Origin of the sequence: Actinoplanes sp. CA-142083, assembly GCF_050942195.1 — a bacterium.
In the GTDB taxonomy this organism is placed as follows: Bacteria; Actinomycetota; Actinomycetes; order Mycobacteriales; family Micromonosporaceae; genus Actinoplanes.
The window spans coordinates 7540694-7563239 of the sequence record NZ_CP192076.1 but is presented as its reverse complement, the minus strand read 5'-3'; the positions used below and the strand labels follow the sequence as shown (position 1 = coordinate 7563239).

At 69.5% G+C, this 22546-nt stretch carries 18 protein-coding genes; 5 read left to right on the top strand and 13 right to left on the bottom strand.

The window, feature by feature from the left end:
* The first annotated feature begins 23 nt into the window (after positions 1 to 23).
* Entirely contained in the window at positions 24 to 884 is an 861-nt protein-coding gene (locus ACQPZX_RS34575) for an alpha/beta fold hydrolase (RefSeq protein WP_433364777.1), read from the top strand.
* Here ACQPZX_RS34575 and ACQPZX_RS34570 read toward each other — a convergent pair.
* The gene (locus ACQPZX_RS34570) at positions 839 to 3076 is read right to left on the bottom strand and encodes a rhamnogalacturonan lyase (RefSeq protein ID WP_433364774.1); all 2238 of its coding nucleotides are present in this window, start codon (positions 3074 to 3076) and stop codon (positions 839 to 841) included. The two genes, ACQPZX_RS34575 and ACQPZX_RS34570, sit on opposite strands and share 46 nt — an antisense overlap.
* A 155-nt stretch (positions 3077 to 3231) precedes the next feature.
* Here ACQPZX_RS34570 and ACQPZX_RS34565 point away from each other — a divergent pair, with 155 nt between their 5' ends.
* Positions 3232 to 4056, top strand: coding sequence for an alpha/beta hydrolase (locus tag ACQPZX_RS34565; RefSeq protein WP_433364771.1), 825 nt, complete (start codon positions 3232 to 3234; stop codon positions 4054 to 4056).
* A gap of 4 nt (positions 4057 to 4060) precedes the next feature.
* Here ACQPZX_RS34565 and ACQPZX_RS34560 read toward each other — a convergent pair whose 3' ends face one another.
* The 12 genes from ACQPZX_RS34560 to ACQPZX_RS34505 form a co-directional block, all read right to left on the bottom strand.
* A complete protein-coding gene (locus ACQPZX_RS34560; protein ID WP_433364768.1) occupies positions 4061 to 4471 on the bottom strand; it encodes a TIGR03618 family F420-dependent PPOX class oxidoreductase in 411 nt (136 codons plus the stop codon).
* Positions 4472 to 4480: 9 nt separating this feature from the next.
* Positions 4481 to 5509 (bottom strand): polyprenyl synthetase family protein, encoded by a 1029-nt coding sequence (locus tag ACQPZX_RS34555; RefSeq protein ID WP_433364766.1) that lies wholly within the window; start codon positions 5507 to 5509, stop codon positions 4481 to 4483.
* A complete protein-coding gene (locus ACQPZX_RS34550; protein ID WP_433364763.1) occupies positions 5506 to 6201 on the bottom strand; it encodes a hypothetical protein in 696 nt (231 codons plus the stop codon). The genes ACQPZX_RS34555 and ACQPZX_RS34550 overlap by 4 nt, the downstream gene beginning before the upstream one ends.
* Entirely contained in the window at positions 6182 to 8353 is a 2172-nt protein-coding gene (locus ACQPZX_RS34545) for an NAD(P)-binding protein (protein WP_433364760.1), read from the bottom strand. Before ACQPZX_RS34545 ends, ACQPZX_RS34550 begins: the two co-directional genes overlap by 20 nt.
* Positions 8354 to 8356: 3 nt before the next feature.
* Positions 8357 to 9538 carry a hypothetical protein gene (locus ACQPZX_RS34540; protein WP_433364758.1) on the bottom strand — a complete coding sequence of 394 codons (1182 nt, stop codon included), beginning with the start codon at positions 9536 to 9538 and terminating at the stop codon, positions 8357 to 8359.
* 24 nt (positions 9539 to 9562) lie between these two features.
* On the bottom strand, positions 9563 to 12775 hold the full coding sequence (locus ACQPZX_RS34535) for an ATP-binding protein (protein WP_433364755.1): 3213 nt from the start codon (positions 12773 to 12775) through the stop codon (positions 9563 to 9565).
* A 338-nt stretch (positions 12776 to 13113) separates the two neighbouring features.
* Positions 13114 to 14088: an ABC transporter substrate-binding protein gene (locus tag ACQPZX_RS34530; protein ID WP_433364752.1), complete on the bottom strand. Its 975-nt coding sequence runs from the start codon at positions 14086 to 14088 to the stop codon at positions 13114 to 13116.
* A gap of 204 nt (positions 14089 to 14292) precedes the next feature.
* Positions 14293 to 15582 carry a serine hydrolase domain-containing protein gene (locus ACQPZX_RS34525; RefSeq protein ID WP_433364749.1) on the bottom strand — a complete coding sequence of 430 codons (1290 nt, stop codon included), beginning with the start codon at positions 15580 to 15582 and terminating at the stop codon, positions 14293 to 14295.
* Between the two features lie 80 nt (positions 15583 to 15662).
* Entirely contained in the window at positions 15663 to 16682 is a 1020-nt protein-coding gene (locus tag ACQPZX_RS34520; protein ID WP_433364746.1) for a glycoside hydrolase family 5 protein, read from the bottom strand.
* Positions 16683 to 16763: 81 nt separating this feature from the next.
* Positions 16764 to 19616, bottom strand: coding sequence for a glycoside hydrolase family 3 C-terminal domain-containing protein (locus ACQPZX_RS34515; RefSeq protein ID WP_433364743.1), 2853 nt, complete (start codon positions 19614 to 19616; stop codon positions 16764 to 16766).
* Between the two features lie 76 nt (positions 19617 to 19692).
* Entirely contained in the window at positions 19693 to 20751 is a 1059-nt protein-coding gene (locus ACQPZX_RS34510) for a class I SAM-dependent methyltransferase (RefSeq protein ID WP_433364740.1), read from the bottom strand.
* Positions 20752 to 20803: 52 nt separating this feature from the next.
* Positions 20804 to 21547, bottom strand: a complete 744-nt coding sequence (locus ACQPZX_RS34505) for an AfsR/SARP family transcriptional regulator (protein WP_433364738.1) — start codon at positions 21545 to 21547, stop codon at positions 20804 to 20806.
* 53 nt (positions 21548 to 21600) lie between these two features.
* Here ACQPZX_RS34505 and ACQPZX_RS34500 point away from each other — a divergent pair, with 53 nt between their 5' ends.
* From ACQPZX_RS34500 to ACQPZX_RS34490, 3 genes are read left to right on the top strand one after another with little or no spacing between them, the layout of a single operon-like run.
* Entirely contained in the window at positions 21601 to 21765 is a 165-nt protein-coding gene (locus ACQPZX_RS34500; protein WP_433364736.1) for a DUF1059 domain-containing protein, read from the top strand.
* A 50-nt stretch (positions 21766 to 21815) separates the two neighbouring features.
* Entirely contained in the window at positions 21816 to 22223 is a 408-nt protein-coding gene (locus ACQPZX_RS34495; RefSeq protein ID WP_433364733.1) for a hypothetical protein, read from the top strand.
* Entirely contained in the window at positions 22220 to 22408 is a 189-nt protein-coding gene (locus ACQPZX_RS34490; RefSeq protein WP_433364730.1) for a helix-turn-helix transcriptional regulator, read from the top strand. Before ACQPZX_RS34495 ends, ACQPZX_RS34490 begins: the two co-directional genes overlap by 4 nt.
* Positions 22409 to 22546 lie beyond the last annotated feature (138 nt).

Below are 22546 nucleotides of genomic sequence, written 5' to 3'. Positions count from 1 at the left end.
CCGTGACTCCCGAGGTGGACACGATGGACATCAACGTCAACGACATCACCCTGTACGTCCGCGACACCGGCTCGGGTGTGCCGGTGGTCCTGCTGCACGGGTGGCCGGACACCGGCGACCTGTGGCAGCGCCAGGTGCCGGCCCTCAGCGAGGCCGGATATCGCGTCATCACCCCGGACCTGCGCGGCTTCGGCCGGTCCAGCAAGCCGGCCGACCTGGCCGCGTACGCCGCTCCGGTCATGGTCGGCGACGTGCTGGGCGTGCTCGACGCGCTGGACCTCGGCTCCGCCCACCTCGTCGGCCACGACTGGGGCGCCGCCATCGCCTGGATGACGGCGGCGTTGGCACCCGACCGGGTTACTTCGATCACCGCGCTGTCGGTCGGCCATCCGGCGGCGTTCGGTTCGGCCGGCCTGCGACAGCGGGAGAAGTCCTGGTACATGCTGCTGTTCCAGTTCGCCGGCGTCGCCGAGCGGTGGCTGTCCGACGACGGGTTCCGCAACCTGCGCGAGTGGTCGGCGCACCCGGACATCGAACCGGTCGTCGAGCGGCTCGCCGATCCGGCCGCGCTGACCGCCAGCCTCGCCCTGTACCGGGCGATCCTGCCGCCGGAGTCGCTGGTCGAGGCGGGAGTGCCGCTGCCGCCGGTAACCGTGCCGGCGATGGGCGTCTGGAGCAGCGGCGACGGCGCGCTGATCGAGGAAGGGATGACCGGCTCGGCCGAGCACGTGACCGGCCCGTGGCGCTACGAACGCGTCGAGGACGCCGGCCATTGGCTGCAGGTCGACGCTCCCGACCGGGTCAACGAGCTCCTGCTCGACTTCCTCGGCCAACATGCTCAGGGCAGGGGCACCTTCGCCCAGTCGGTGTCCGAGGCCAGATAGAAGCTCGGGTACGACGGCTGGTTGTAGGTGGTCTGCTGCCGGGCCACCTCGACCCGGTACTGCGGGTCGTGCATCAGCGTGTAGAGCTTGTGGCCGGTCAGCTCGGTGCTCAGGTAGATGCGGATCGCCGTGCTGTCGGCCGTACGCAGCAGAAGTTCCTCTCTCCAGTCGCCGAAGATGTCCGCGATCAGCGAAGCGGTGCCCTTGGTGCCGTTGTTGGCCAGCGTGCCGGTGGCGGTCAGCAGCGGGCCCCGCTTCCAGTCGTCGATCGTCGGGGTGACGTCGATGGCGCCGTTGAGGATCTGCGTGGTCATGTCGCCCGCCCAGCGGATGCTCTGGTTGGTGCCGGGGATATTGCTGGTGAGCACCTCGCCGGTGGCCTTGTGCAGGCCGAGCGCGTCGGAGCCGCCGGGCAGGCTGGCCCAGTTCTCGATGCCGCGCACCTCCGGCAGCACGTCGCCGATCATCGCCCGCCCGGTGTCGCGGCCCGAGTAGGCGCCGAAGAGCACCTCGCCCGTCGCGGCGTCGCGCATGGCCATCCCGTACGGCGCGAAGGTCGCGCCCTCGTGTGCGGTGAAGATCTCCAGCCCGGGCCGGTCGGGATCGATGTCGGTGACGTGCATGGCGTCGCCGTGACCGAGGCGCACGTACTCGCCCGGCGCCGCGCTGCCCTCGGGCAGGGTGTCGAAGGACGAGTAGAGCAGGGAGCCGTCGTTGTCGATGGTCGCGCTGCCGTACACGATCTCCTGTTTGCCGTCGCCGTCCACGTCGGCCACGCTGAGCGAATGGTCGCCCTGGGTGGTGATCGTGGCGAATTCCGGGTTGGTTCCGTCCCGGCCGTGCGGCGAGTCGTTGAACGGGTTCGTCATCGGCACCCAGCCCGAGTCCACATACCAGTTCTCGGTGAGCCGGTGACCATTCCACCCGTACGCGATGATTGTTGTTCTTGTGTAGTAACCGCGGGCGAAAATCGCGGAGGGATGCCGCCCGTCGAGGTAGGCGACGCCGGACAGGAATCGGTCGACCCGGTTGCCGGGCTCGATCCGGGCCATCGCGTAATCGCCCCACATCAGGCCGTCGTCGGTGCGGCCCGGCTTGTACCGGACGGTTTGCAGTTCCCGTCCGGTCGCTCCCTCGAACACGGTCAGGTATTCCGGCCCGTCCACGATGAAACCGGCGAAGTTCCGCAATGCGTTGCGGGTGCTGCGGGCCGGCGCATAGACGTCCATGAAGTAGTCGGCCAGCGCTCTCGCGTCGCCGTATCCGGGCGCGAGACCCAACGCCTGCTCCACGGTCGCCGGCCAATGCCCGGCCACCACCTCGGGATGTTCCGGCCAGCCCTCGAACATGCGCACCACGTGCTCGTAATAATCGGCGGCACTCATGCGATAGTCGTCGGTGTTGCGATAGCCGGCCTCGAGGTCCGCCTTCGGCATGGAGATGTACTTCTCGGACGCCACCGAGCCGTCGTGCCGGTATCGGGTGATGCGCGTGCCCGGGGCGGTCTTGAACATCATTTCGGAGCGGCCGTCGCCGTCGAAGTCGTAGACCAGGAACTGCGTGTAGTGGGCACCCGCCCGGACATTGACACCCAGGTCGATGCGATAAAGCTGAGTGCCATCCATCTCGTACGCGTCGACGTAGACGTTCCCGGTGTAGCCGACCTGAGAGACGTCCTTGGAGTTGGACGGGTCCCATTTCACGACGTATTCGTATTGGCCATCGCCGTCCACATCGCCGACGCTCATGTCGTTGGCCGAATAGGTGTACGCCTCGCCGGCCGGGGTGACGCCGTCGGCTGGCTTGTTCAGAGGCAGGTCGTAATGATTGCTCGACCACGGCGTAGCGCTCGCGCCGCGGCCGCCCCGGACCGGCGCGACCCGGTATCTCGACGCCGCGGTGCCGGATTTGTCGAGGTAATTGGTGCTGTCGGTGACGGTGGCGATCCGCCGCCCGTCCCGGTAGACGTGGAAGTCGACTCCGGTCACGCCGGTCGCCGAGTGGCCGGTGGCCTCCGGCCCGAGCAGCCGCCAACTGAGGAAGACACCCTCGGCGGTGGCCGCGGCGACCAGGCCGCGGTCGAGGCGTTCCAGCTCGATGCCGGCGTGGTCACCCGCCTGCGCGGGTGCCTGCGAGCCGGCCAGGATCAGGGCCGCCGCGAGGACGACTCGGGCGGTACGTCGAAAGCTCATCCGGGTCTCCACGGGGCGGAGGTAAGCGCTTTCCAGGGAGTCTCCATCGATGTCCATCTCTGGTCAACCGGGTCGCGCTCGTTTTCCCGGCGAAAGGTTTACGGCGAAAGGTTTACGATGCGGCGCACGCGCGCACAACTACCCCTGGAGCCCGCATGACCGAGACGCACGCCGAGGATCGGCTGGACTCCGGCCAGTACTGGCAGAGCTGGAGCGGCGAGGCGCCCGCCGGACTGGTCATCGTGGTGCACGGCGTGCACGAGCACGGCGGCCGGTACAGCGCGGTCGCCGAGCGACTCGTCGCGGCGGGCTACGACGTCTACGCCGTGGACCATCCGGGGCATGGCCGGTCGCCGGGCAAGCGGGGCAACATCACGAGCATGGCCGCGGCCGTGGACGGCGTCGACGCGTTGACCCGCCTGGCCGCGGAGCGCGTCCCGGACGTGCCGGTGTTCGTCTTCGGGCACAGCCTCGGCGGGCTGATCGCGCTGCAGTATCTGACCGGAAAGCCCGCCGGCCGGGTGCGCGGCGGGGTCATCTCCGCGCCGGCGCTGGACACCAGCGCCGCCACCACGGTGCAGAAAAGGCTGGCGCCGATGGTCTCCGCCCTGGCGCCCAACCTCGGCATGCTGGCGCTCGACCTGGAGGCGATCAGCCGTGACCCCGAGGTGGTCCGCGCCTACCGCGCCGATCCGCTGAACTACCTCGGCAAGATGACCGCCCGCACCGGCACCGAGCTCATGCTGACGGCCACCGCGATGCCATCCCGGCTTCCAGGGCTCACGCTGCCGCTGTTCGTCCTGCACGGCGGGGCGGACCGGCTCGTGCCACCGGCCGCCGCCGACGTCGTCCGCGAGCACGTCGGCTCACCGGACGTCACGTTCAAGATCTACGAAGGGCTCTACCACGAGCCTCACAACGAGCCGGAGCGCGACCAGGTGCTTGCCGACATCGTGAGCTGGCTCGACGCCCACCGATGACGGCCTATTGCTCGCGGAGCTTGCCCCAGACGTGCCAGCGCTCGATCTCCACCTGGACGCTCACCCGGGGACGCTCGCGGTTCGGATACGCGTCGCCGGTGTAGTGCCGGGCCAGGCGGTCGATGTCGGCCAGGCCCTTGTCATCGGTGATGGAGACGACCCGGCCTTGCAGGCTCACGTGGGTGTACCAGTCGTCTCGCGCCAGGACGGTCAGCGAGATCCGCGGGTCGGTGTGCAGGTGCTTGAGCCGCGCCCGCTTGGCGTCGAGGCCCAGCAGCACCCGGCCGTCCTCCTCGAGGAGATACCAGGTCGCCACCGACACCGGCCGGCCGTCGGCGGCGACGGTCGCCATCACGGCGGGGTTTGGCAGGCGGAGAAGGTCGACGACCGGCTTCGGCAGGGGCTCATCAGGCATGACGTGAGCCTAGATCGTGAGGAAGACACGAGGGTGTGTTCTCGCTCGCAGGCCGGTGACGAGGTCGAAGAGGAACTCGAGGGCCTCGCTGGGCGGCAGGCCGCCGAACAGGTGGCGGAACTCGGCGAGAGCCAGGCCCGCCAGGGCGCCCGCGGACTCGCGCGCGTGGTCCAGGCTGCCGTAGTGCTCTATCAGGTCGCGCACGATCGTGCCGCGGGTCGCGGGCGGGCCCTCGCCGCGCGGGCCGATCGAGCGCAGCACCAGCGCGCGGTCCGCCGGGCTCGCGACGCGGAGCAGATGCAGCAGAGGCAACGTCGGCTTGCCCTCGAGAATGTCGCCGGCCACGTCCTTCCCGTACGTCGATGTGGCTTCGAGATTCTCGAGGTCGTCGTGGATCTGGAACACGGCGCCGAGGGCGAACCCGAAGTCATTGAGGCGGTCGAGGTCGGCCCGGCCCCGGGAGCCGATCAGAGCCCCGATCCGCAAGGGGTGCAACGCCGAGTACCAGCTGGTCTTGTCGCGGACGAGGGCGAGGTAGTCGGCGTCGCCCAGGTCGTAGCGGCCGGCGGCGATCCACGCGAGCTCCGCGGCCTGGCCCTCGGTGGTGCGCAGCAGCAGGTGCGCGAACTCGGCGGTGACGGCGCCCGCCACCTCGCCCGGCCAGCGCCGGCCACCCTTGGCGATCGCGACGAGGGCGAGCGCCGACAGGGCGTCGCCCACGTTGATGGCCCGCGCCGTGCCGACCACCTCGTGCATCGTCGGCAGGCCACGTCGCCGGGCGCTCCCGTCCTCGATGTCGTCGTGCACGAGAAAGGCGCTGTGGAGCAGTTCGAGAGCCACGGCGGCCGGCAGCGCCTCGGCGGGGGAGCCGCCGTGCAGCCGGCATGCGGCCAGGCAGAGCAGCGGCCGCATGCGCTTGCCGCCCCGCAACGGGTAGTCGGCCACCAGGTCGTAGTGCCCTCCGGGAACCCCGTCCTGGCGGAGCGCATCGCCGAGCGCGGCCTCGATCAGGGCGCGGTCGGCGGCCCCGGCGTTCATTTGATGATCGTCCGGACGACGATGCTGCCCACGCCGTCCACGATGAGCAGGGAATCGGTGAACGAGCCGACGGGCAGCTGCGGGCCGGTGACGGTCAGGAGAACCTCGGCACGGCTCCGCGGGCCGACAGTTAGCTTCCTCGGCTCCGGCTTGATGCTCGCACCCTGCGGTCCTCCGGTTCTGAGGACGCGGACGGTGGCCTCCGAGACGGTGGCCGCGCCGCGATTGACTACCCATGCCGACTGCACCACCTTTGCCCCTGCGGCTACCTCCACGGTTATCTGCCGAGCCCGATCGCGGTTCGGTTGCTCGGCCGTGGTCCCGACCGTCTTGTTGGCGGTGTCGATGAAGATCGACCCGACGAAGCTCACCAGCGTGGAGAGCTTGTCGAGGTTCTCCCGCCGCTGATCGGGGTGACGGTCTAGCTCGTTCTTGGCAGCGACGGCGACGTCGAGGAAGGACGACACCAGGTCGTTGGCCAACCTCCCACCTCGCTCCGCGAACTCGTCGCGCTGCTCCGCCGGCATCTGGCTCATCTGTTCGCCGGCTTTCCGGGCGATGTTGAGCGCGTCGCCTTTGATGTCGGTGAGGAAGCTGGAGAGGGTGGAAGAACCCTCGTCCGCGACGTCCAGTGCGAGCTCGAGGGCCTCCGAGACGAGCCGCGATCGTTGGTCATCCGGGGGTTGGGACATGACCGTCACCTTCCTTGACGTGGGACCGCCCGATGATGGGTACGGGAAGACGCCCCATGATCGCCTCCGCCGCGAGCATTCCTGAGATCGTGGCCGCTTCGACGCAGCCGGCGTTGATCACGCAGCGCGTCCAGTCGCCGGCGATCATCAAGTTGTCGTAGCCGGTATCGCCGGGCTCGAGCCGGTAGCGGACCGACCCGGGCACCGAGAGCACGTACCGGTCCGAGGGCTGAACGTTGCCGCGCACGTACCGGGCCTTCTCGATGCGCTGGTCGAACAGGCCCGTGGCGGGGTCGGCGGCCCCCGGCCAGAGCCCGACCACCTGAGTCCGCAGGAAGTCCTCCGCATTGGCCAGAACGGATCCCCACCGGCGCTGGACCCACGCGGCCGGATCCTGGCCCGGGGCCGGCGCGCTGCCGTCGGGCGCGTCCGGCAGAACCGCGCAGAGGTAGAGCACCGTCGCCGCGTCGACCCGCTCATGGAACCGCAGCTCCGGCATGTCCGAGAAGGTGTCGTAAGGCGCCGTGTAGCCGCCCACGACCGCGTCCTCGTACCAGCCGAGCTTCTCGGCCGACCGGTCGACCCAGATCTGCATGGCCTGGGTGGCCGTCGTGCGGACATGGTCGACGAGATCCCGCCAGGCCGGCCGCTCGTCGACGAGTCTTTTCGCTACGTGCTCGACGGTGCCCAGGGGCAGGCCGAAAACCACGAGATCGCCCGGGTCGAGCTTCTCGTACTCCTCCTTGCCCGGCGCCGCACCCCAGTAACTCTCGAGCGACTCGGCGGCCTCCGCCGTCCATCCCTTCGGCTGAGCCGGCCAGCATTGCAGCCATCCTGGTGGCATCCGGCCGCCCGCGGTGACCTCGACGGCCAGCAGCCTGTCTTCCGGCTTGCGGGACGGGTCACCGTCCTGGTGGCGGAAGCGGAAGCCGGCCACCCGGTTCTCCTCGGTGATGATTTCGGTGATCTGGTGGAAGAACTTGAATTTCACGCCGCGCTTGTGCAGAAGCTCGTAGAGGGGCGCGAACACGACGTCGCCCATGCCGGAGTTCAGCTTCCACATGATTGCGCCGCGGTAGGTGAAGAAGGCGCGGAAGAGGGTCCGCATCGCGGTGCCGGCGCCGCAGGACCCCAGATCGGCGTCGCCTTCCTCATAGGCGAAAGGCAGGTCGTAGGCGAGGGTGCGCACGAGGGAGGACCGCGTCGATTCGGCGAGCGCGCCGTGCAGCTGCAGCCAGGTGCGGAACTCGACCTCATCGAGCCGTTCGAAGTCCTCCTCGGCGGCCACCCGCTCGTGGAGCAGGCCGCGCACGATCGCGAGCATCACGTCGGCCAGCGCCCAGAGCCGGCGGACGGCCGCGCGGTCGGTGACGAGGCGCTCGTCGAGCCGCAGGCGGACCGCGTCGAGCAGCCGGCCCCCGACGGTCAGGGCCTGAACCACGATGTCGTGCAGCTCGCCGTCCTCGCCACGGTCCGTCATTTGCACCCAGCGCGCGACGATTGCCGCAATGGCCCGCGAGGGCCCGGCGGTCAGGCCGTCCGCGTCCGCGAGGCGCTGCCCCGCGCCGACGAGGATCTCCTCGAACTCGTTCCCGCCGGGCTCGATGGAGCTTTCGATCAGGTGGCCCTCGTCGGCCGCGCTGCGCAGGACGGTGGCCACCAGGGCCGCCGAGCGGGTCAGGAGGGTCTCGAGGTACCAGCCGAGGTCCCAGTCGGGAGGCTCGGAGATCAGGTCGCGGTCCCAGGGAGACGCGTCGTCCTCCGGGAACGTCGCGATCCACGGCCGCCAGCCCGGCGCCTCGTCCTCGACGATCCCGATCGAGCTGATCGGCCGGAACGCGGTCTCGATCCCGTGCATCGTGGTCGACCACCGCGCCTGCCCCTGCTCCGCAAGCGTGTTCAGCTCGGCGTGGCAGTCGCGCAGCATACGGAAGGCATTTTCGTAGTAGCCGAACCAGATGTGCAGCCCGTGCTCCTCGATGCGGTCGTCACCCGCGCCGCGTCCGCTCGCGCCCTTCCCGCCCAGGCGCCAGCCTTGCTGGTACAGCTCGATGTCGTAGCGTTCCCGCACCTCCGGCGACCCGCTGAGGAAATAGGCGGCCGTCACGGCGGCGGTGCCGCCGCCGAGGATCGCGATCCGGGGTTTGGTCATCGGTCACCGCCTCGGCCAAAGAATCATGGCCCGTAGCACGTCGAACGTGGCGTCCTCGCCGGACAGCAGACCGACGACGGGCCGAGTGACGACAGCGCCGATGTCCGGTTCGATACCGAACAGCTCCCGCGCGAAGGCGAGGTTGAAGGTCCACGGGAGCCCGAGGCTGAAGTTCTCCGCCGACTGCGCCTGCAGGGCGTCCGCGCTGTCCGGGACCAGTCGGCCGATCACCGTCGACTGGTAGGTGGCGAAGGCTTCGCGCTCCGGGTCACGGAACTGGCGCAGGAAGACATAGGGGACGTCGGATCGGATGCGGCTGAGGAACGCCGTGTCCGGGTCCTCGGACGCGACGGTGGCGGCCACGGCGCTGACCCTGTTCGGTGGAGCCTTGCCGGTGACCGGGGATGAGGCGCCCTCCACACGCCCTCCTGGAAAGATGTCGATGTCGTCGGGCCGGACTGCCGGATGTGCGGCGCGGGGAGCCTCGGTGGCGTAGGTCGTGCGACCCGCCGCCTCGCCCTGACGGAACTCCAGCACCTTCGTCAGTGCGAACTCGGCCTCGCTCGCCGTGCCGGACGGCAGCTTGAGGTCGTAGGCATGGACAGATGCGGTGTGTTCCCATCGCCGCCGCGGGCCGAACAGCGGCCGGTATTCCACGCCGTTCCCTGGCGCCTTGCCGTTCCCCGGCGCCTCGCCGTCGGCGGCGAACTCCGCGTGCTGCTTCGGGTAGCCGTAGACCTCGCGACCGGTCGTAACCGCCGTGGGCAGCCCGTTGAGCACGTACGGCAGATACCAGTACGGCATGCCCGTCTGATCCTGGATCTGCACCATCACCGCAACTTCGGTCTGATGCGCGTAGACACTGGTGATTCCCGGAAGCTTGTCGAGCGGCTTCACGGACTGGCCCGGCGCCGGCTTCGAACGCATGGAGCCGACGTCGATGCAGGCGAACCCCACCACGGTGCTCGCCAGTTCGAAACGCAAACCGCGCCCGGGGTGGTGCCGGTAGTAGAAGTCCGCGGGCGCGTTCAGCGCCCGATCGACGACGTTTTTGAGCGCCACCGGGTCGCCGTAGCAGAGGAAGATATCCATCCCCGCGTTGTCGACGATGTAGGGCGGCGGGAAGGCCGGGTCACCGGCACGGTTGGCGTATTCGGGGAGTTCGCCTCCCCTGATCGATGGCATGGCCGCACCTTCCGCTCGGAAGATCTACCGTGGGGTCAAGAACGCCGTTGCTTCGGTGAGCTCCGCCGGCCCAGGTCGTCCGGCCCACCATCCGACGGCCGTACCCAGCTCTCCAGAAGAAGGGTCCGCGCACCGCACGGCGAACACACCCCTGCGACCGAGATCTGTCAGGGCACGCGACACGTAGACGCGGGCGCCCTGGTGGTACGCGACGCGGACCGCGTCCTCGAGGTCTCGCACAACGTGGTCGTCGGGCTCTCCACGCGCCGCCCGGATCAGGGCCCGCAGGCGGAGCAGTTCGGCGTCGTACACGTGCTCGTTATTGCGGTGCGCCGCCTCCTGCGCTTCGAGGACGGCGGTCAGCGCGGCGTCGACCGCACCGGCGGCGAGCCGCGTCGCTGCCAGCCGGCCGAGGAAGTACGGGAGCATCAGACCCGCTCCCGCCCCCTGCCAGGCGCCGATCATGTCCGGAAGACCCGGGACCGCGGGGTCGGGCGTCCCGAGCTCGCCGAGCCCGATGGTCAGGTGCAGGTAGCCGGCGGCCTGCCAGGTCCGGAAGCCGTGCTCGGTCGCCAGCGCGATGGTCGACCGGGCCCGCGAGACGGCCGTCGAAGGGTCCTCGTTCAGCTGGGCCAGCCAGGCCGAGTACGCGTAGACGAAGGCCAGCGTGAAGGTACCCCGGCCGCCGGGTACGGCCTTCGCCTCGTCGATGGCCCGAGTGATCGAGCGGTCCGCCGCGACCGGGTCGCCCCGGAGCCACTCGATCACCCCGATGAGCGCCCTGCTGACGGTGTGGGGATCGTTCGGCAGCAGCTCGGCCCGCGACTCCAGGCCGGCCACGAGCTGCTCGCCGGCCTCGTCCAGCCGGCCCTGGAAGAAGAGCACGTAGCCCGCCATCGCGGCGGTGGTGGCGGCGAGCTGCGGATCGCCCAGCTCGTCGGCCATGCGGCGGGCCCGCGCCACCAGGTCCGCCGCCCGGTCCAGGTCGCCGCGGACCATGAAGAACGACCAGAGGCCCCAGATCGCCGCCGACCACTCCGTCGAGGCGGGAAGCGATCGGCCGATCTCGTCCGCGCGCTCGAACGCCTCGCGCGCGGGCGCCGAGCTGTACCCCAGCGTGACCGAGGAGCTGATCCCGAGCCCGATCTGCAGGCCCAGCTCGTTCAGGGCGCGGTCGGGCAGGCCGGGCACGGCGTCGAGGAGCCGCAGCGCGCGGCCGTACTGGTCGATCGCCTCGAGGTTCGCCCCGGTCTGCCCGGCCTCCCGGGCGGACCGGGACCACCAGCGCAGCGCCTGCGCCGGCTCCGCGCCCTCCTCGAAGTGCGCGGCGACCACGGCCGGCGACTCGGCGTGGCCCAGCCCGTCCCAACCGGCGAGGACGTCGGCGCAGCGGCGGTGCACGTTCCGCCGGACGTCGCGCACCTGACGGTCGTAGGCGGCCTCGCGCAACAACGTGTGGCGGAAGCGGTAGCTCGGCCGTCGCGAGGAAGGCGTTCGCACGAGCACATGTCGCTCGATCAGATCGGTGAGGTACCCGTCGAGCCGATCGCCGATCCGTCCGCTCACGGCGGCCAGCAGCTCGTGGTCGACCTGCGTCCCGATGACCGCCGCTGTCGAGGCCACCTCGCGGGCGCCGGCCGGCAGCCGGTCGAGCCGGGCCGTCAGGACGCCGCTCAAGGTGACCGGCACCGCCGAGCCGTCGGCCTGTTCGGCCGACCAGCTCGCCAGCTCCTCGAGGTAGAGGGGGATGCCGTCGGCGCGGTCGGCGAGCTGGGCGACCTGGCCGGGCGGCGCGCCGATCAGGATCCCTTCGATCACGGCCGCCGCCGCCGTGTAGTCGAGAGGACCGACGGCCAGCCGCGTCACGTCGCCGGCGAGCTCGGGGCCTTCCGGCCGCGAGGTGACGAGGATGCCGACGGCGGGCCCGCCGCCGGCGATGATCCTCTGCAGCAGTTCGAGGCTGGACGGGTCGGCGTCGTGCAGGTCCTCCACGACGAGGAGCAGCGGCGCCGCCGCGCCCACCTCCTCCACGAGCCGGGCGAGCGTCGACAGCGTCCGTTCGCGCAGCTGCTCCGGGAGCAGCTCGCTCGTCTGCTCCACTCCGAGCAGCGAGGCGAGCACGGGCAGCGCCGCGTCGAGGTCGACACCGAGCACACCGAGCCGGTTCAGCCGCTCCCGGAGCATCGATCGCGTGAGCTTGGATGCCGCCGGGCGGATGTTCAGGAGCCGGCGAACCGCCGTCACGACGGGATGGAACGGCACGTGGCGTCGCAGGGATGAGCAGTTCAGCACGATCGACCGGCCGCCGGAGGCGTGCGCCACGTTCACCAGGTGGTCGGCGAGCCGGGACTTCCCGATGCCCGGTTCGCCGATCAGCTGGACGCAGCGCCGCTCCCCGGCCAGGACCGCCGACCAGACCTCACCGAGGAGCGCGGTCTCCCGGTCGCGGCCGATCATGGCTCCGCCACCCGGTCGGTGCGGGCGGGCCGCGGTAGCGCCGATCGAGCCGAGAGCCCGGTGCACCACCATGTCGCTCGGCATGCCGCGCAGCCGGCGCGGCCGGCCGGCCCGCAACACGATGTCGCGGTCCACCAGGCGGCGAGTGACGTCGGAGACGACCACGGTGTTGGGCCGGGCGATGTGCTGGATCCGGCTCGCGATGTTGGGCGGGTCACCGACGATCGAGTCGCTCGTGGTCCAGTCGCCGGCACCCAGGGCGCCGACCACGACGAGGCCCGTGTCGATGCCGATGCGGATCTGAATTTCCGTCCCGAACCGCTCGAGGAACTCGGGGCGCCGGGCGACGATTTCGTCCACTATCTCCAGACCTGCGAGGACGGCCCGGCGAGGGTCGTCCGCGTGCGCCTCCGGATAGGAGAAGAAGGCCATGATGCCGTCGCCGAGGTATTGGGCGACCCGGCCCTCGTAGGTAGTGATCGCATTTACGCAAATGGAATGTAACGCCTGAAGTACCTCGCGATAGCCCTCGGGTCCCAAAAGTCGTGGAAGACGGGTAGAACCGACGAGATCGGCCATAAGGACGGTGAGCACCCGGCGCTCGCCGTACGGATCGGCGGCGAGATCGAACTGTTTGCGGGCGGCGATCATGAGGTTCAACGCCGCGCCGTGGCCAGGGTCGATGGCCAGTGCCTGGCCCGCCAGGGCGATCGCCTGTGACCATGAACCCTCGTCGAATGCGGCTCGCGCTCGCTGGTAATGCGCTTCGGCCTGATCCATCGCAAGCCCCCTGTCGATCTTCGAAATCGTTCGGCGCCGGCCGAGAAATGATTGCGAATGAGGAAGTCGATCAGCCGGGTCCGATCGGCGGCGCCGAAAGACCCGCAGGAGAGCACATGGTCGCGCCATTCTCCACAAGACTCAAATGCTTTTGTGAGGCCCCTTCCGAAGGTGATCGCGTGGACTACCGGACATCATCCACCCCGCGTCGAGGGCGCGGACCGATCATTTCCGGCAGATCATGGACATCGGACAGCCGCGAGGCGCCCCGTGATCGCCATCCCCGGCGTGGCCGGCCCGCTCGTGGTCGAGCAGGCGGCCACGCCCCGCCGCGAAGATCAGTACTCGCGCTCGTGGATGTAGTCGTTCACATTGTCGGGGAAGAACACCATTTCCTCGGTGTCGACCCGCATGGGCACGGGGAGCCCGAGGAAAACGTCCTTTATCAACCTCATCAGCTGCGGGCCGATCAGGGGGTTGCACTCCACGATGTAATTGATTCTTCCCTTGGACAGCGCGATCAGGCCGTCGTGGATGGCGTCGATCGTGACGACCTTGATGTCCTTTCCGGGCCGTTTGCCGGCGGCCTCGATCGCCGCCAGCGCGCCGATTCCCATGTCGTCGTTCTGTGCGAACACCACGTCGATGTCCCGCCGGGATCGGAGCACCGCCTTCATCGCGGCCTCGCCCTCCGGCCGGGAGAAATTGCCGTTGCGCGACGCGACTATGCGGAACCTCGGGTCGCCGCCCAGCCCTTCCAGGAAGCCGGCCTTGCGCTGGACCGCCGGCGCCGATCCCGCGGTTCCCTCCAACTCGACGATGTTCACGGTCTTGCGGGTCGTCCGGAACTCGCCCTTCACCCAGACGGCGGCGCTGCTTCCCTCGGCCGTGAAGTTCGAGCCGATGGAGGAGACGTAGAGGCCGGGCTCCGACGTCCGGATGGCGCGGTCGGTGAGGATGACCGGGATCTTGGCCTGCCTCGCCTCGCGCAGCACGTCGTCGTAGCCGTTCTCCACCACCGGCGAGAAGGCGATGACGTCCACTTTGTCGCGGATGAACCCTTGGATGTCGGCTATCTGTTTCTCCCGGCTCAGCCCCGCGACCGCGAAGATGAGCCGGACGTTCTCGATGCTGAGTGAGTGCTTGATGGATTTGGTGTTGGCCGCCCGCCAGAGGCTGGATTCCCCGATCTGCGAGAAACCGACGGTGATCTGGCCCTTCTTCGCCGGCCTCACCTTCACATTTCCGTCCTGGCCGCACCCGCTCAGGGTCAGCGCCACGACCAGGCACAGGAAGACCATTCTTCTATTCATTCGGTTGACTCCTCGGTACGTCGCAACGGCATTTCCGGGCAATGCAGCGACGCGGGACAAACCCATGGCCGAGGAGAGCTCACGGGTTCGCATCAGGAGGGGAGATACGCCTTCGCCGGCGTCCGTCATCCCGCAGCACGAAGGATGTTAACGTTCTCAATCGATTCGTCAAGGCCCACATCGAACGCCTATATATAGGGATATCTATCTTTGTCCGGCGGCGGCCGCGGCCAGACGCTGGAACTCGTCCGCGGCTCCGTTGAACAGGAAATCGACGGTCTGGGTCATGGCGATCGCCGTGAGGTCGCGGTGGGGGTCGTTGAACCAGACGGTGCCGTAGCCGCCCTCCCAGCCGTAGCGGCCGGGCCCGGAGATCTCGTCGGGGGTGACGCTGACGGCCATGCCGTATCCCCAGCCTCGCCCGGTGAGGGGGAACGGGCCGGCCTCGGCGAGCTGCTGCGGGGTGAGGTGGTTGGTGGTCAGACGCCGGATCGACCGGGGCGACAACAGGCGCCGGCCGCGGTGGACGCCTCCATCGAGCAGGAACCGGCTGAAGGCCAGGTAGTCGTCGATGGTGGAGGCCAGGCCGGCGGCGCCCGAAGGGAAGGCGGGCGGCCGGGTCCATTCGCCGGGTTGCGAGCCGGGTTGCGGCTGCAGCACTCCCGTCTGTGGATCTGTTGCGTAGAGACCTGGTAGCCGCGCGGCGTCGGCGGGCGAGAGGGAGAACCCAGTAGTGCTCATGCCCAGCGGGCGGAACAGCCGGCGACGGAGGAAGTCTTCGAGCGGTTGGCGCGCGGCCCGGGCGATCAGGACACCCAGCACCAGGGCGGCCGAGTTGTACTGCCAGCGCTCGCCGGGCTGGTGCATCAGGGGCAAGGTGCCGAACCGCCGGATCCACTCGTCCGGGCGCAGTGGCGTGCGGGGGTCGGGCTGGTCCATCACCAGCTGCAGGTCGGTGGCGGCGGTGATGATCGGGTACGGCGGCTGGAAGGTGGGCTCGAAGATCATGCCGTGTCCCATCCGGAACGTCAGCAGGTCTTCGACGGTGATCGGGCGGGCCGCCGGCACCGTCTGGTCGAGCGGCCCGTCGATCCGGGTGAGCACCCGCCGGCCGGCCAGCTCGGGCAGCAGCCTGTCGACCGGCTCGTCGAGCGACAGGCGGCCGTCCTCGACCAGCATCATCGTGGCGGCCGCGATGATCGGCTTGGTCAGCGAGGCGATGCGGAACGGCGTACCGCGCCGCATCGGCTCGTCGCCGCCGAGTGCCAAGGTACCGATGGTGTCGACGTGCAGCTTGCCGCGGTGCGCGACGAGGTAGACGACGCCAACGAGCTCGCGCCGCGCGACCCGGGCCGCCATCGCGTCGTGCAGCCGGGCGATCCCGGCCCGCCAAGGCCCGCCACTGGCCGCGGCCGGACCGCCCGGTATGACCCCCGTTGCCAGCGCCGAGGTGCCGATCGCCGCGGCACTGGTCAACAGTGTTCGCCTGTTCATGTCGGATCCCTCCATGGTCGGATACCAAGGGAGACCGTGGCGGCGACGTGAACTCATCGATGGCGGGGCTTCTAAAAACGTCAGAGTCCCCAGCCGTACCTGATCCGGCCGGCGCCGCTGCTGTTGCGGACGGTCAGGTTCTGGTTGGTGCCGCTGCCCGACCGGGAGTACATGGAATACGGGTCCCAGGTCTTGCCGGACGCGATCTTGCCGCCGATGGCCGGCCAGTACACGCCGCCCATGCCGAGGGCGCGCTGGCGTTCGGTGACCGCGCGGAGGTAGCGGACGAAGTTGTCGGTGCTGCTCGCGTTGTTGTAGTTGAGGCCGTTGTCCATCTGGGCGCCGTACTCGGTCAGGACCGCCCGCGAGGCGCAGTTGCCGAGACGGGTGTTGAAGTCGCTGAGCCACTGTTCGTAGGTCTTCGTGCCGTAGAAGAACGCGTAGTAGTGATAGGACAGCAGGACGCCGCTGAACCGGCTGTCGTTGCACAGGTCGCGCAGGTCCTGGCTGTAACCGGTGCCGCCGATGAGGATCCGGCCCTTCGGCACCGAGGAATGGGAGCTGATCCACGAGGCGGCGAAGTTGCGCCAGTCCGCCGAGCTGTAGCCGTGCGGCTCGTTCATCGGCTCGAAGTAGACCTGGCCGTTGGAGCCGTACGCGGAAACCACCGTGTTCCACATCGCGTTGAACGCGCTCGTATTGGTGATCTTGCCGCCGGAGGCGGCGCCGTCCTCCCAGTAGGCGAGGATGACCTTGAACCCCCGGCCGGTCGCGGCGTCGATCGTGCCCCGGTAGGCCGTCCACCAGGTGGTGCCGGCGTCCTGGGTGTTGATCGGCAGCCGGACGGTGTTGACCCCCATGGCTGCCATGCCGTTGTAGATCGCGTTGGCCTTGGCCTGGACCGTGCTGTAGCTGTCGGAGCTGCTCAGCCCCTCGAGGACGTGAGTGCCGGTGGTGAAGTTGTCGCCCACGCGGGCCCAGTTCATGCCCTTGAACTGGTTGGTGGCCGCGGTGGCTGGTGACGCGCCGCCGACGGCGGCGACCGAAACCAGCGTCACCGCGGCCAGAGTGCTGACGAGGAGACGTCGTGTGTTGGTCATGGTTCCTTTGGTAGGGCAAGCGAAAGAACCACGCGATTGTTCGAACCGATCCATCCACAAACGAACATGCGCGAACAGGGATCAGGGGTACAGGTTCAGTTCGGCGATCGACCACCAGGAGGATGCCGAGCCGGTCTGCGTGATGCGCAGGTAGCGGGCGGTCTGGCTGCCCGTCGTGGCGGTGACCACGGCGGCGGTGCCGGCGCCGGTGCCGGCGGCGCGCCAGGTGCTCCCGTCCGACGACACGTCGATGCGGTAACCGCGGGCGTAGTCGGAGGCGCTGCCGCCGGAGTCCATCACCACCTTGGCGAACGTCCGGGGCGCCGCCAGGTCGAGCGTGACGGTGTTGCCGTTGGTCATCGGGGTGCCGGAGCTCCAGCGGGTGGCCGCATTGCCGTCCAGCATCCGGGCCGGGACGTCGGTGGTGCTGGTGGGCGAGGCGGTTGCGATCCATCCCGTACGGGTCAGCGGCGCTGAGCTGGAAGAGCCGATCGTCACCGAGCCGGTGAGCCGGATGTCGCGGGAGGACGCGCCGACCATGATCTGGTTGTTGCCGGTCGCCGCGGTCCAGGCGCCGTTCCAGTACTGGAAGCTGCGCGCGTCCAGCGTGACGGTGACCCGCTGGGTCTGTCCCGGCGCGAGGCTCACCTTGGCGAAGCCGCGCAGGTTCTTCGGCGGCTCGCCGGTGGACGACGGCTGGCCGACGTACACCTGGGCCACTTCGGCGCCGGCGCGCGTGCCGGTGTTGCTGACATCGAACGACACGGCGACGTTGCCGGACGCGTCGGGCGTGCCGACCGTCAGGTTGGCGTACCCGAAGGTCGTGTACGACAGGCCGAAGCCGAACGGGAAGGCGGGCGCGATGTTCTGCCGGTCGTACCAGCGGTATCCGACGTCGATCCCTTCCGAGTACTGCACGGTGTTGTTCTGTCCCGGCCACTGGGCGGCGGTGCGCGCGGGCACGTCGGCCAGCGAGGCGGGGAAGGTCACGGGCAGCTTGCCGGACGGGGTGACGTCGCCGAACAGCAGCGATGCCAGCGCGTTGCCGTACTCCTGACCCGGGTACCAGGCCTCGATGATGCCGCGGACCGAGCCGGCCCAGGGCATCGTGACCGCGGAGCCGCTGTTGACCACGACGACCGTGTTCGGGTTGGCCGCGGCCACGTCGGTGACCAGCTGGTTCTGGTCGGCCGGCAGGTTGATGTCGGAGAGGTCGCTGCCCTCGGACTCGAACCTGTTGACGAACACCACGGCGAGGTCGGCGGCCCGGGCGGCGGCCACCGCCTGGTCGTGGCCGCCCGCGCTGGGCAGTTTCCACTGCTGGCCGGCCGAGCCGTTGCAGGCGCCGAGCGTCAGCTGGGTGCCGTTGGTGGAGGCGCCGGCGGTCAGGCACTTGCCGGAACCGGTGTTGACCAGGGTTCCGTTGGTGGCGGTCCATTTCTGGGCGTTGGAGCCGTTGCAGTCGTACAGCTGGATCCTGGTGCCGTCGGCGGTGCCGGCGCCGGTCACGTCCATGCATTTGCCCAGCGCCTGCAGGCTGCCGTTGGACGCGGTGGTCCACGACTGCGCGTTGGTGCCGTTGCAGTCGTACAGCTGGATCGGGGTGCCGTTGGCGGTGCTCGCCGCCGCCACGTCGATGCACTTGCCGGCGAGTCCGGTGATCCCGGCGCCGGCGGTGCCGGGCGCGTAGGTCACGGCGATGCCGCTGCCGGCCCGGTTCACGATGCCCTGGTACGGGCTGACCGAGCCGGACGGGTTCACGCCCGCGCTGCCGCCGCCCTGGTACATCGGGGCACTGCCGCCTCCGGTCCCCACGACCGCGATGCTCTTCGTCGTGGCGGGCACCGGCAGCACCGCGTTGGCGTTCTTCAGCAACACACTGCCGTCGGCGGCGACCTGGCGGGTCAGCGCGGTGTGCGCCGCCGAAGTCACGGTGCTGGCCATGCTGCCGCTCTGCGTACGGTCGAAGAGCCCTCGCCGGAACATCGGGGTGAGAACGCGCCGCACGTGGTCGTCGATCGTCGCCGGCGACACCTGGCCGTTCGCCACCGCGGTGGTCAGGGCGCCGCCGTAGTAGGTGCTGCCCGGCATCTCCATGTCGAGCCCGTTGTTGGCCGACGCGACCGTCGAGTGGGTGGCGCCCCAGTCCGAGGTGATGAAGCCGTCGAAGCCCCACTCGGCCTTGAGGATCCGATTCTGCAGAGGCCCGTTCTCGCAGGCGAACGGCCCGTTGATCGCCGAGTACGAGCACATCGCCGAGTCGGCGCCGCCCTGCTTCACCGACGTCTCGAACGCGGGCAGGTAGATCTCCCGCTCGGCGCGGTCGGAGACGATCGCGTTGTCCGCGGCGCTGTTGCGGGAGGTTTCCTGGTTGTAGACGGCGTAGTGCTTGACCTGGGCCATCGGCCCCTGGCCCTGGATGCCCTGGATGTCGGCGGCGCCCATCTGACCGGCCAGGTAGGGGTCCTCGCCGAACGACTCGAACGCCCGTCCCCACCGGGGGTCGCGGACGATGTTGATGGTCGGCGCCAGCACCACATTGGTGCCCTTGCCCCACTGCTCGGCGCCGAGCGTGCCGCCGTACTGCTTCATCAGGGCGGTGTCCCAGGTCGCCGCGCCGGCGACCGGAGCGGCGAGCTGGGTCACGCCGGTCGCGCCGTCGCCGACGCCGACCGGCCCGTCCTGCAGGCGCAGGGCGGGGATGCCGAGGCGGGTGTTGGCCGGCACGCAACCGGCGTAGCCGCAGGACCCGCCGCCGTGCGTCATGGTCAGTTTCTCGGCCTGGGTCATGGCCGCGAGCAGCAGGTCGGCCCTGGCGCCGGGTGCGAGAGAGGTGTCCATCCAGGGTGGATCGGCGGCCTGGGCCGGGGAGGCGGAGAGAGCGGTGGCGGCCAGCACGGTGGCCACGACCGCGGCGAGTTGTCGTCGCAACACGGGGAACTCCCTGGGGATAGGGATGGGGGACTTTCAGCATGGCTTCATTCAGGCCATGATGGAAGCCCCCGGTTCCTCAGGGCCGGGCCTCGTAGACGATGTTGAAAGGCGTCTCGGCGACCCTTCCGAAGACGCCGAAGCCGGCCTCGGCCACGATCCGGGCGATCGGCTCTTCGCCGGCCTGGTTGCCCAGCGGATCGGCGGCATTCTCGGACAGCGCGTGTGGCACGCACAGGAACGTGGAGAAGGAGTAATAGATCCGGCCGACCGGGTTGAGGTTCTCGGACACCGACCGGCCGGCGAACGGTTCGACGATCATCCACACGCCGTCGCCGGCGAGCGACTCGCGGATGTGCCGGGCGGCGCCGACCGGGTCGCCCATGTCGTGCAAGCAGTCGAATGTCGTGACGAGCCCGTACCGGCTGCCCGGGAAATCCTGGGCGGTGGCGGTCCGGAAGTCGACCCGGTCGACCAGGCCGGCGGCGGCCGCCGCCTTGCGGGCCAGCGTGATCGACTCCGCGTGCGAGTCGAATCCGGTCACCGTCGTCGCCGGGTACGTTCGCGCCAGGAGCGTCGTCGACGTTCCCAGTCCGCATCCGACGTCGGCCACGGCCGTACCGGATTCCAATCGCGCGGCCAGGCCGTCGATCGCCGGGATCCAGGCGCTCACCAGATTCGCGACGTAACCGGGCCGGTAGAACCGTTCGCACCCGGTGAAGACGCCGGAGTGGTGATCTCCCCAGGCGACGCCCTCCCCAGTCCGGAAGGCGCTGCGGATCTTGTCTTCGTCGGCGATGCAGGCGACCGCGAGCTCGAACGCGCCGGGCAGCGCCAGGCCGTCGGGGTCGGCGAACGCCGTCGCTTGGGCGACGCTGAGCCAGTACCGCGAGGTTGCCGGATCGTAGGACACGTAGCCGCCCGCGGCCTGGCCGGCCAGCCATTCGCGGACATATCGCTCGGCAGTGCCGGACTTCCTTGCCAGCTCGGTTCCCGTCATGGGGCCGTGGTCGGCGAGGGTCCGGTACAGGCCGAGCCGGTCGCCGAGGACGACGTTGCCGGCCGACATGGTGGCGCCGAGGTCGCCGACGAACCGGCCCAGCAGGTCGTCGAGTTCGGTCTCATCGATAGCAGTCATGCCGTGCAGCCTGGCCGGGCGGCGTTGGCGCCCGGTTGGCAGAACATTGGCGCTAGCGGAGCAGCCCGGCCCACGTCTCCTGCAGAGCCGGCGACGGGCTCACGCCGAGCTCGTCTCGCAGTACGGCTCGAAGGTGCTCGTACTGCGCCAGGGCTTCCGCCACATTGCCGCGGGCAACCAGCGCGCGCATGAGAAGCAGATGCGCGGTCTCGCGGAGTGGCACGTGCTCGATCAGTCGGCGCGCGGCCCGCTCGGCGGCCGCCAGCTCGGTCCCGCCCAGCTCCAGGCAGGCTGTCGCGTAGCTTTCCAGTGCCCGCACGTCGACCTCGGCCAGCCGGCGGCGCCAGACCTCCGACCAGGGCGCCTCGGCCTCGGGCAGGAATCCGCGCCGGGCCACGAAATGGGCGGTCAGCGCCGGCGCCCAGGCAGCCCGCCAATCGCCTCGCGCGACCGCGCTCTCGGCCGCGTGGACAGCCGCCAGCGCCATCTCGACGTCCACGGTCGCCGGCTCGGGAAGAACCAGGCACAGGCCCGCGCGTCCCACGATCACGTCCGGTTCCACGATCGTGCGCGCCTTCGATATCAACGCGTTGAGCGCGTTGCCGGCCGACGGCGGGGGCTCGTCGCCCCAGAGCGCGTCGATCAGCGCGTCCCGGCTGACATGCTGGCCCCTCTGCAGCACGAGGTACGCGAACAGCAGCCGGCCCTGACGGCCACGCAGGGCGTGCTCCACCCGGCGCCCGCGAAGCTCGACGGCGAACGTTCCACACAGCTGTACGCGCGATGGCTCTGGCACTCTGGACACCTCGTGGCAGACTCGGCCAAAGAGTACGCCCGGAGGTATCGGTGATGACCCGGCAAGTCCGATGCGAGTGTGGGTTCGTCGCTCGTGGCGACTCCGACGACGCCGTGATCCAGCTCGTTCTGGCGCATGTCGCCGCCGATCATCCCGACCTGGTCGAGCTCGAGACCGCCGACTACATCCGAGGCTGGATCGAGCTGCTCCCAGAATGAATATGTAAGGGACGCTTGACCATATGGAAGGTTCACCTTACATTCGTCATGTGACGAAACAGGAGCAGCAGGACCACGTGACACGCGCGGCTCGACGCGCGGTCCTCATCGACGGCATACCCGTGTCCGCCCTGGGTGTCGTGGCCCTGGCGCTGGGCAGCAGTCCCGACCAGACCGCCACGCAGAAGGCCTGGTGGATCGCCACCACCGCCGCGTTCACCCTCGCGGTGGCCTGGGTTCTGCTGCGGGCGTTCCGGCGTGCCGACGAGTACCTACGCAAGATCCAGCTGGAGAGCATGGCGATCGCGTTCGCCGTGGTCCTCGTGGCGCTGCAGGTGGTCACCTTGCTCGATGCCGCGGGCGTCCTTCGAGTCGAGCAGGCCGCGCAGCTGATCGTCATCGGCGGGGTGGCGATCTGGCTCGGCATCGCCGACCTGCGTACGCGTTTCCACCGATGAAGAACCGGCTGCGGGAGCTGCGGGCGGCCCGCCGCTGGAGCCAGGCCGACCTGGCCGACCGATGCGGAGTCTCCCGGCAGGCCATCAACGCCATCGAGACCGGGAAGTACGACCCGAGCCTGCCGCTGGCGTTCACCCTCGCGCAGGTATTCGGCATGACCATCGAAGAGATCTTCCTGCCCTGAAGGGCGGATTCCGTAGTCCGCAGCCATCGGGCGCATCTACAGCAACCTGACGGTCAGCAACGACTTCGACGAGAGCACCCAGACCAGCGGTCATCAGGCCGTGGCGCTGCAGCTCGACTCGGACCGTCGGTGCTGCAC

Coding starts and splice junctions, on each gene's coding strand:
- ACQPZX_RS34575 (WP_433364777.1), top strand. CDS start 24: ATGGACATCAACGTCAACGACATCACCCTGTACGTCCGCGACACCGGC.
- ACQPZX_RS34570 (WP_433364774.1), bottom strand. CDS start 3,076: ATGAGCTTTCGACGTACCGCCCGAGTCGTCCTCGCGGCGGCCCTGATC.
- ACQPZX_RS34565 (WP_433364771.1), top strand. CDS start 3,232: ATGACCGAGACGCACGCCGAGGATCGGCTGGACTCCGGCCAGTACTGG.
- ACQPZX_RS34560 (WP_433364768.1), bottom strand. CDS start 4,471: ATGCCTGATGAGCCCCTGCCGAAGCCGGTCGTCGACCTTCTCCGCCTG.
- ACQPZX_RS34555 (WP_433364766.1), bottom strand. CDS start 5,509: ATGAACGCCGGGGCCGCCGACCGCGCCCTGATCGAGGCCGCGCTCGGC.
- ACQPZX_RS34550 (WP_433364763.1), bottom strand. CDS start 6,201: ATGTCCCAACCCCCGGATGACCAACGATCGCGGCTCGTCTCGGAGGCC.
- ACQPZX_RS34545 (WP_433364760.1), bottom strand. CDS start 8,353: ATGACCAAACCCCGGATCGCGATCCTCGGCGGCGGCACCGCCGCCGTG.
- ACQPZX_RS34540 (WP_433364758.1), bottom strand. CDS start 9,538: ATGCCATCGATCAGGGGAGGCGAACTCCCCGAATACGCCAACCGTGCC.
- ACQPZX_RS34535 (WP_433364755.1), bottom strand. CDS start 12,775: ATGGATCAGGCCGAAGCGCATTACCAGCGAGCGCGAGCCGCATTCGAC.
- ACQPZX_RS34530 (WP_433364752.1), bottom strand. CDS start 14,088: ATGAATAGAAGAATGGTCTTCCTGTGCCTGGTCGTGGCGCTGACCCTG.
- ACQPZX_RS34525 (WP_433364749.1), bottom strand. CDS start 15,582: ATGAACAGGCGAACACTGTTGACCAGTGCCGCGGCGATCGGCACCTCG.
- ACQPZX_RS34520 (WP_433364746.1), bottom strand. CDS start 16,682: ATGACCAACACACGACGTCTCCTCGTCAGCACTCTGGCCGCGGTGACG.
- ACQPZX_RS34510 (WP_433364740.1), bottom strand. CDS start 20,751: ATGACTGCTATCGATGAGACCGAACTCGACGACCTGCTGGGCCGGTTC.
- ACQPZX_RS34500 (WP_433364736.1), top strand. CDS start 21,601: ATGACCCGGCAAGTCCGATGCGAGTGTGGGTTCGTCGCTCGTGGCGAC.
- ACQPZX_RS34490 (WP_433364730.1), top strand. CDS start 22,220: ATGAAGAACCGGCTGCGGGAGCTGCGGGCGGCCCGCCGCTGGAGCCAG.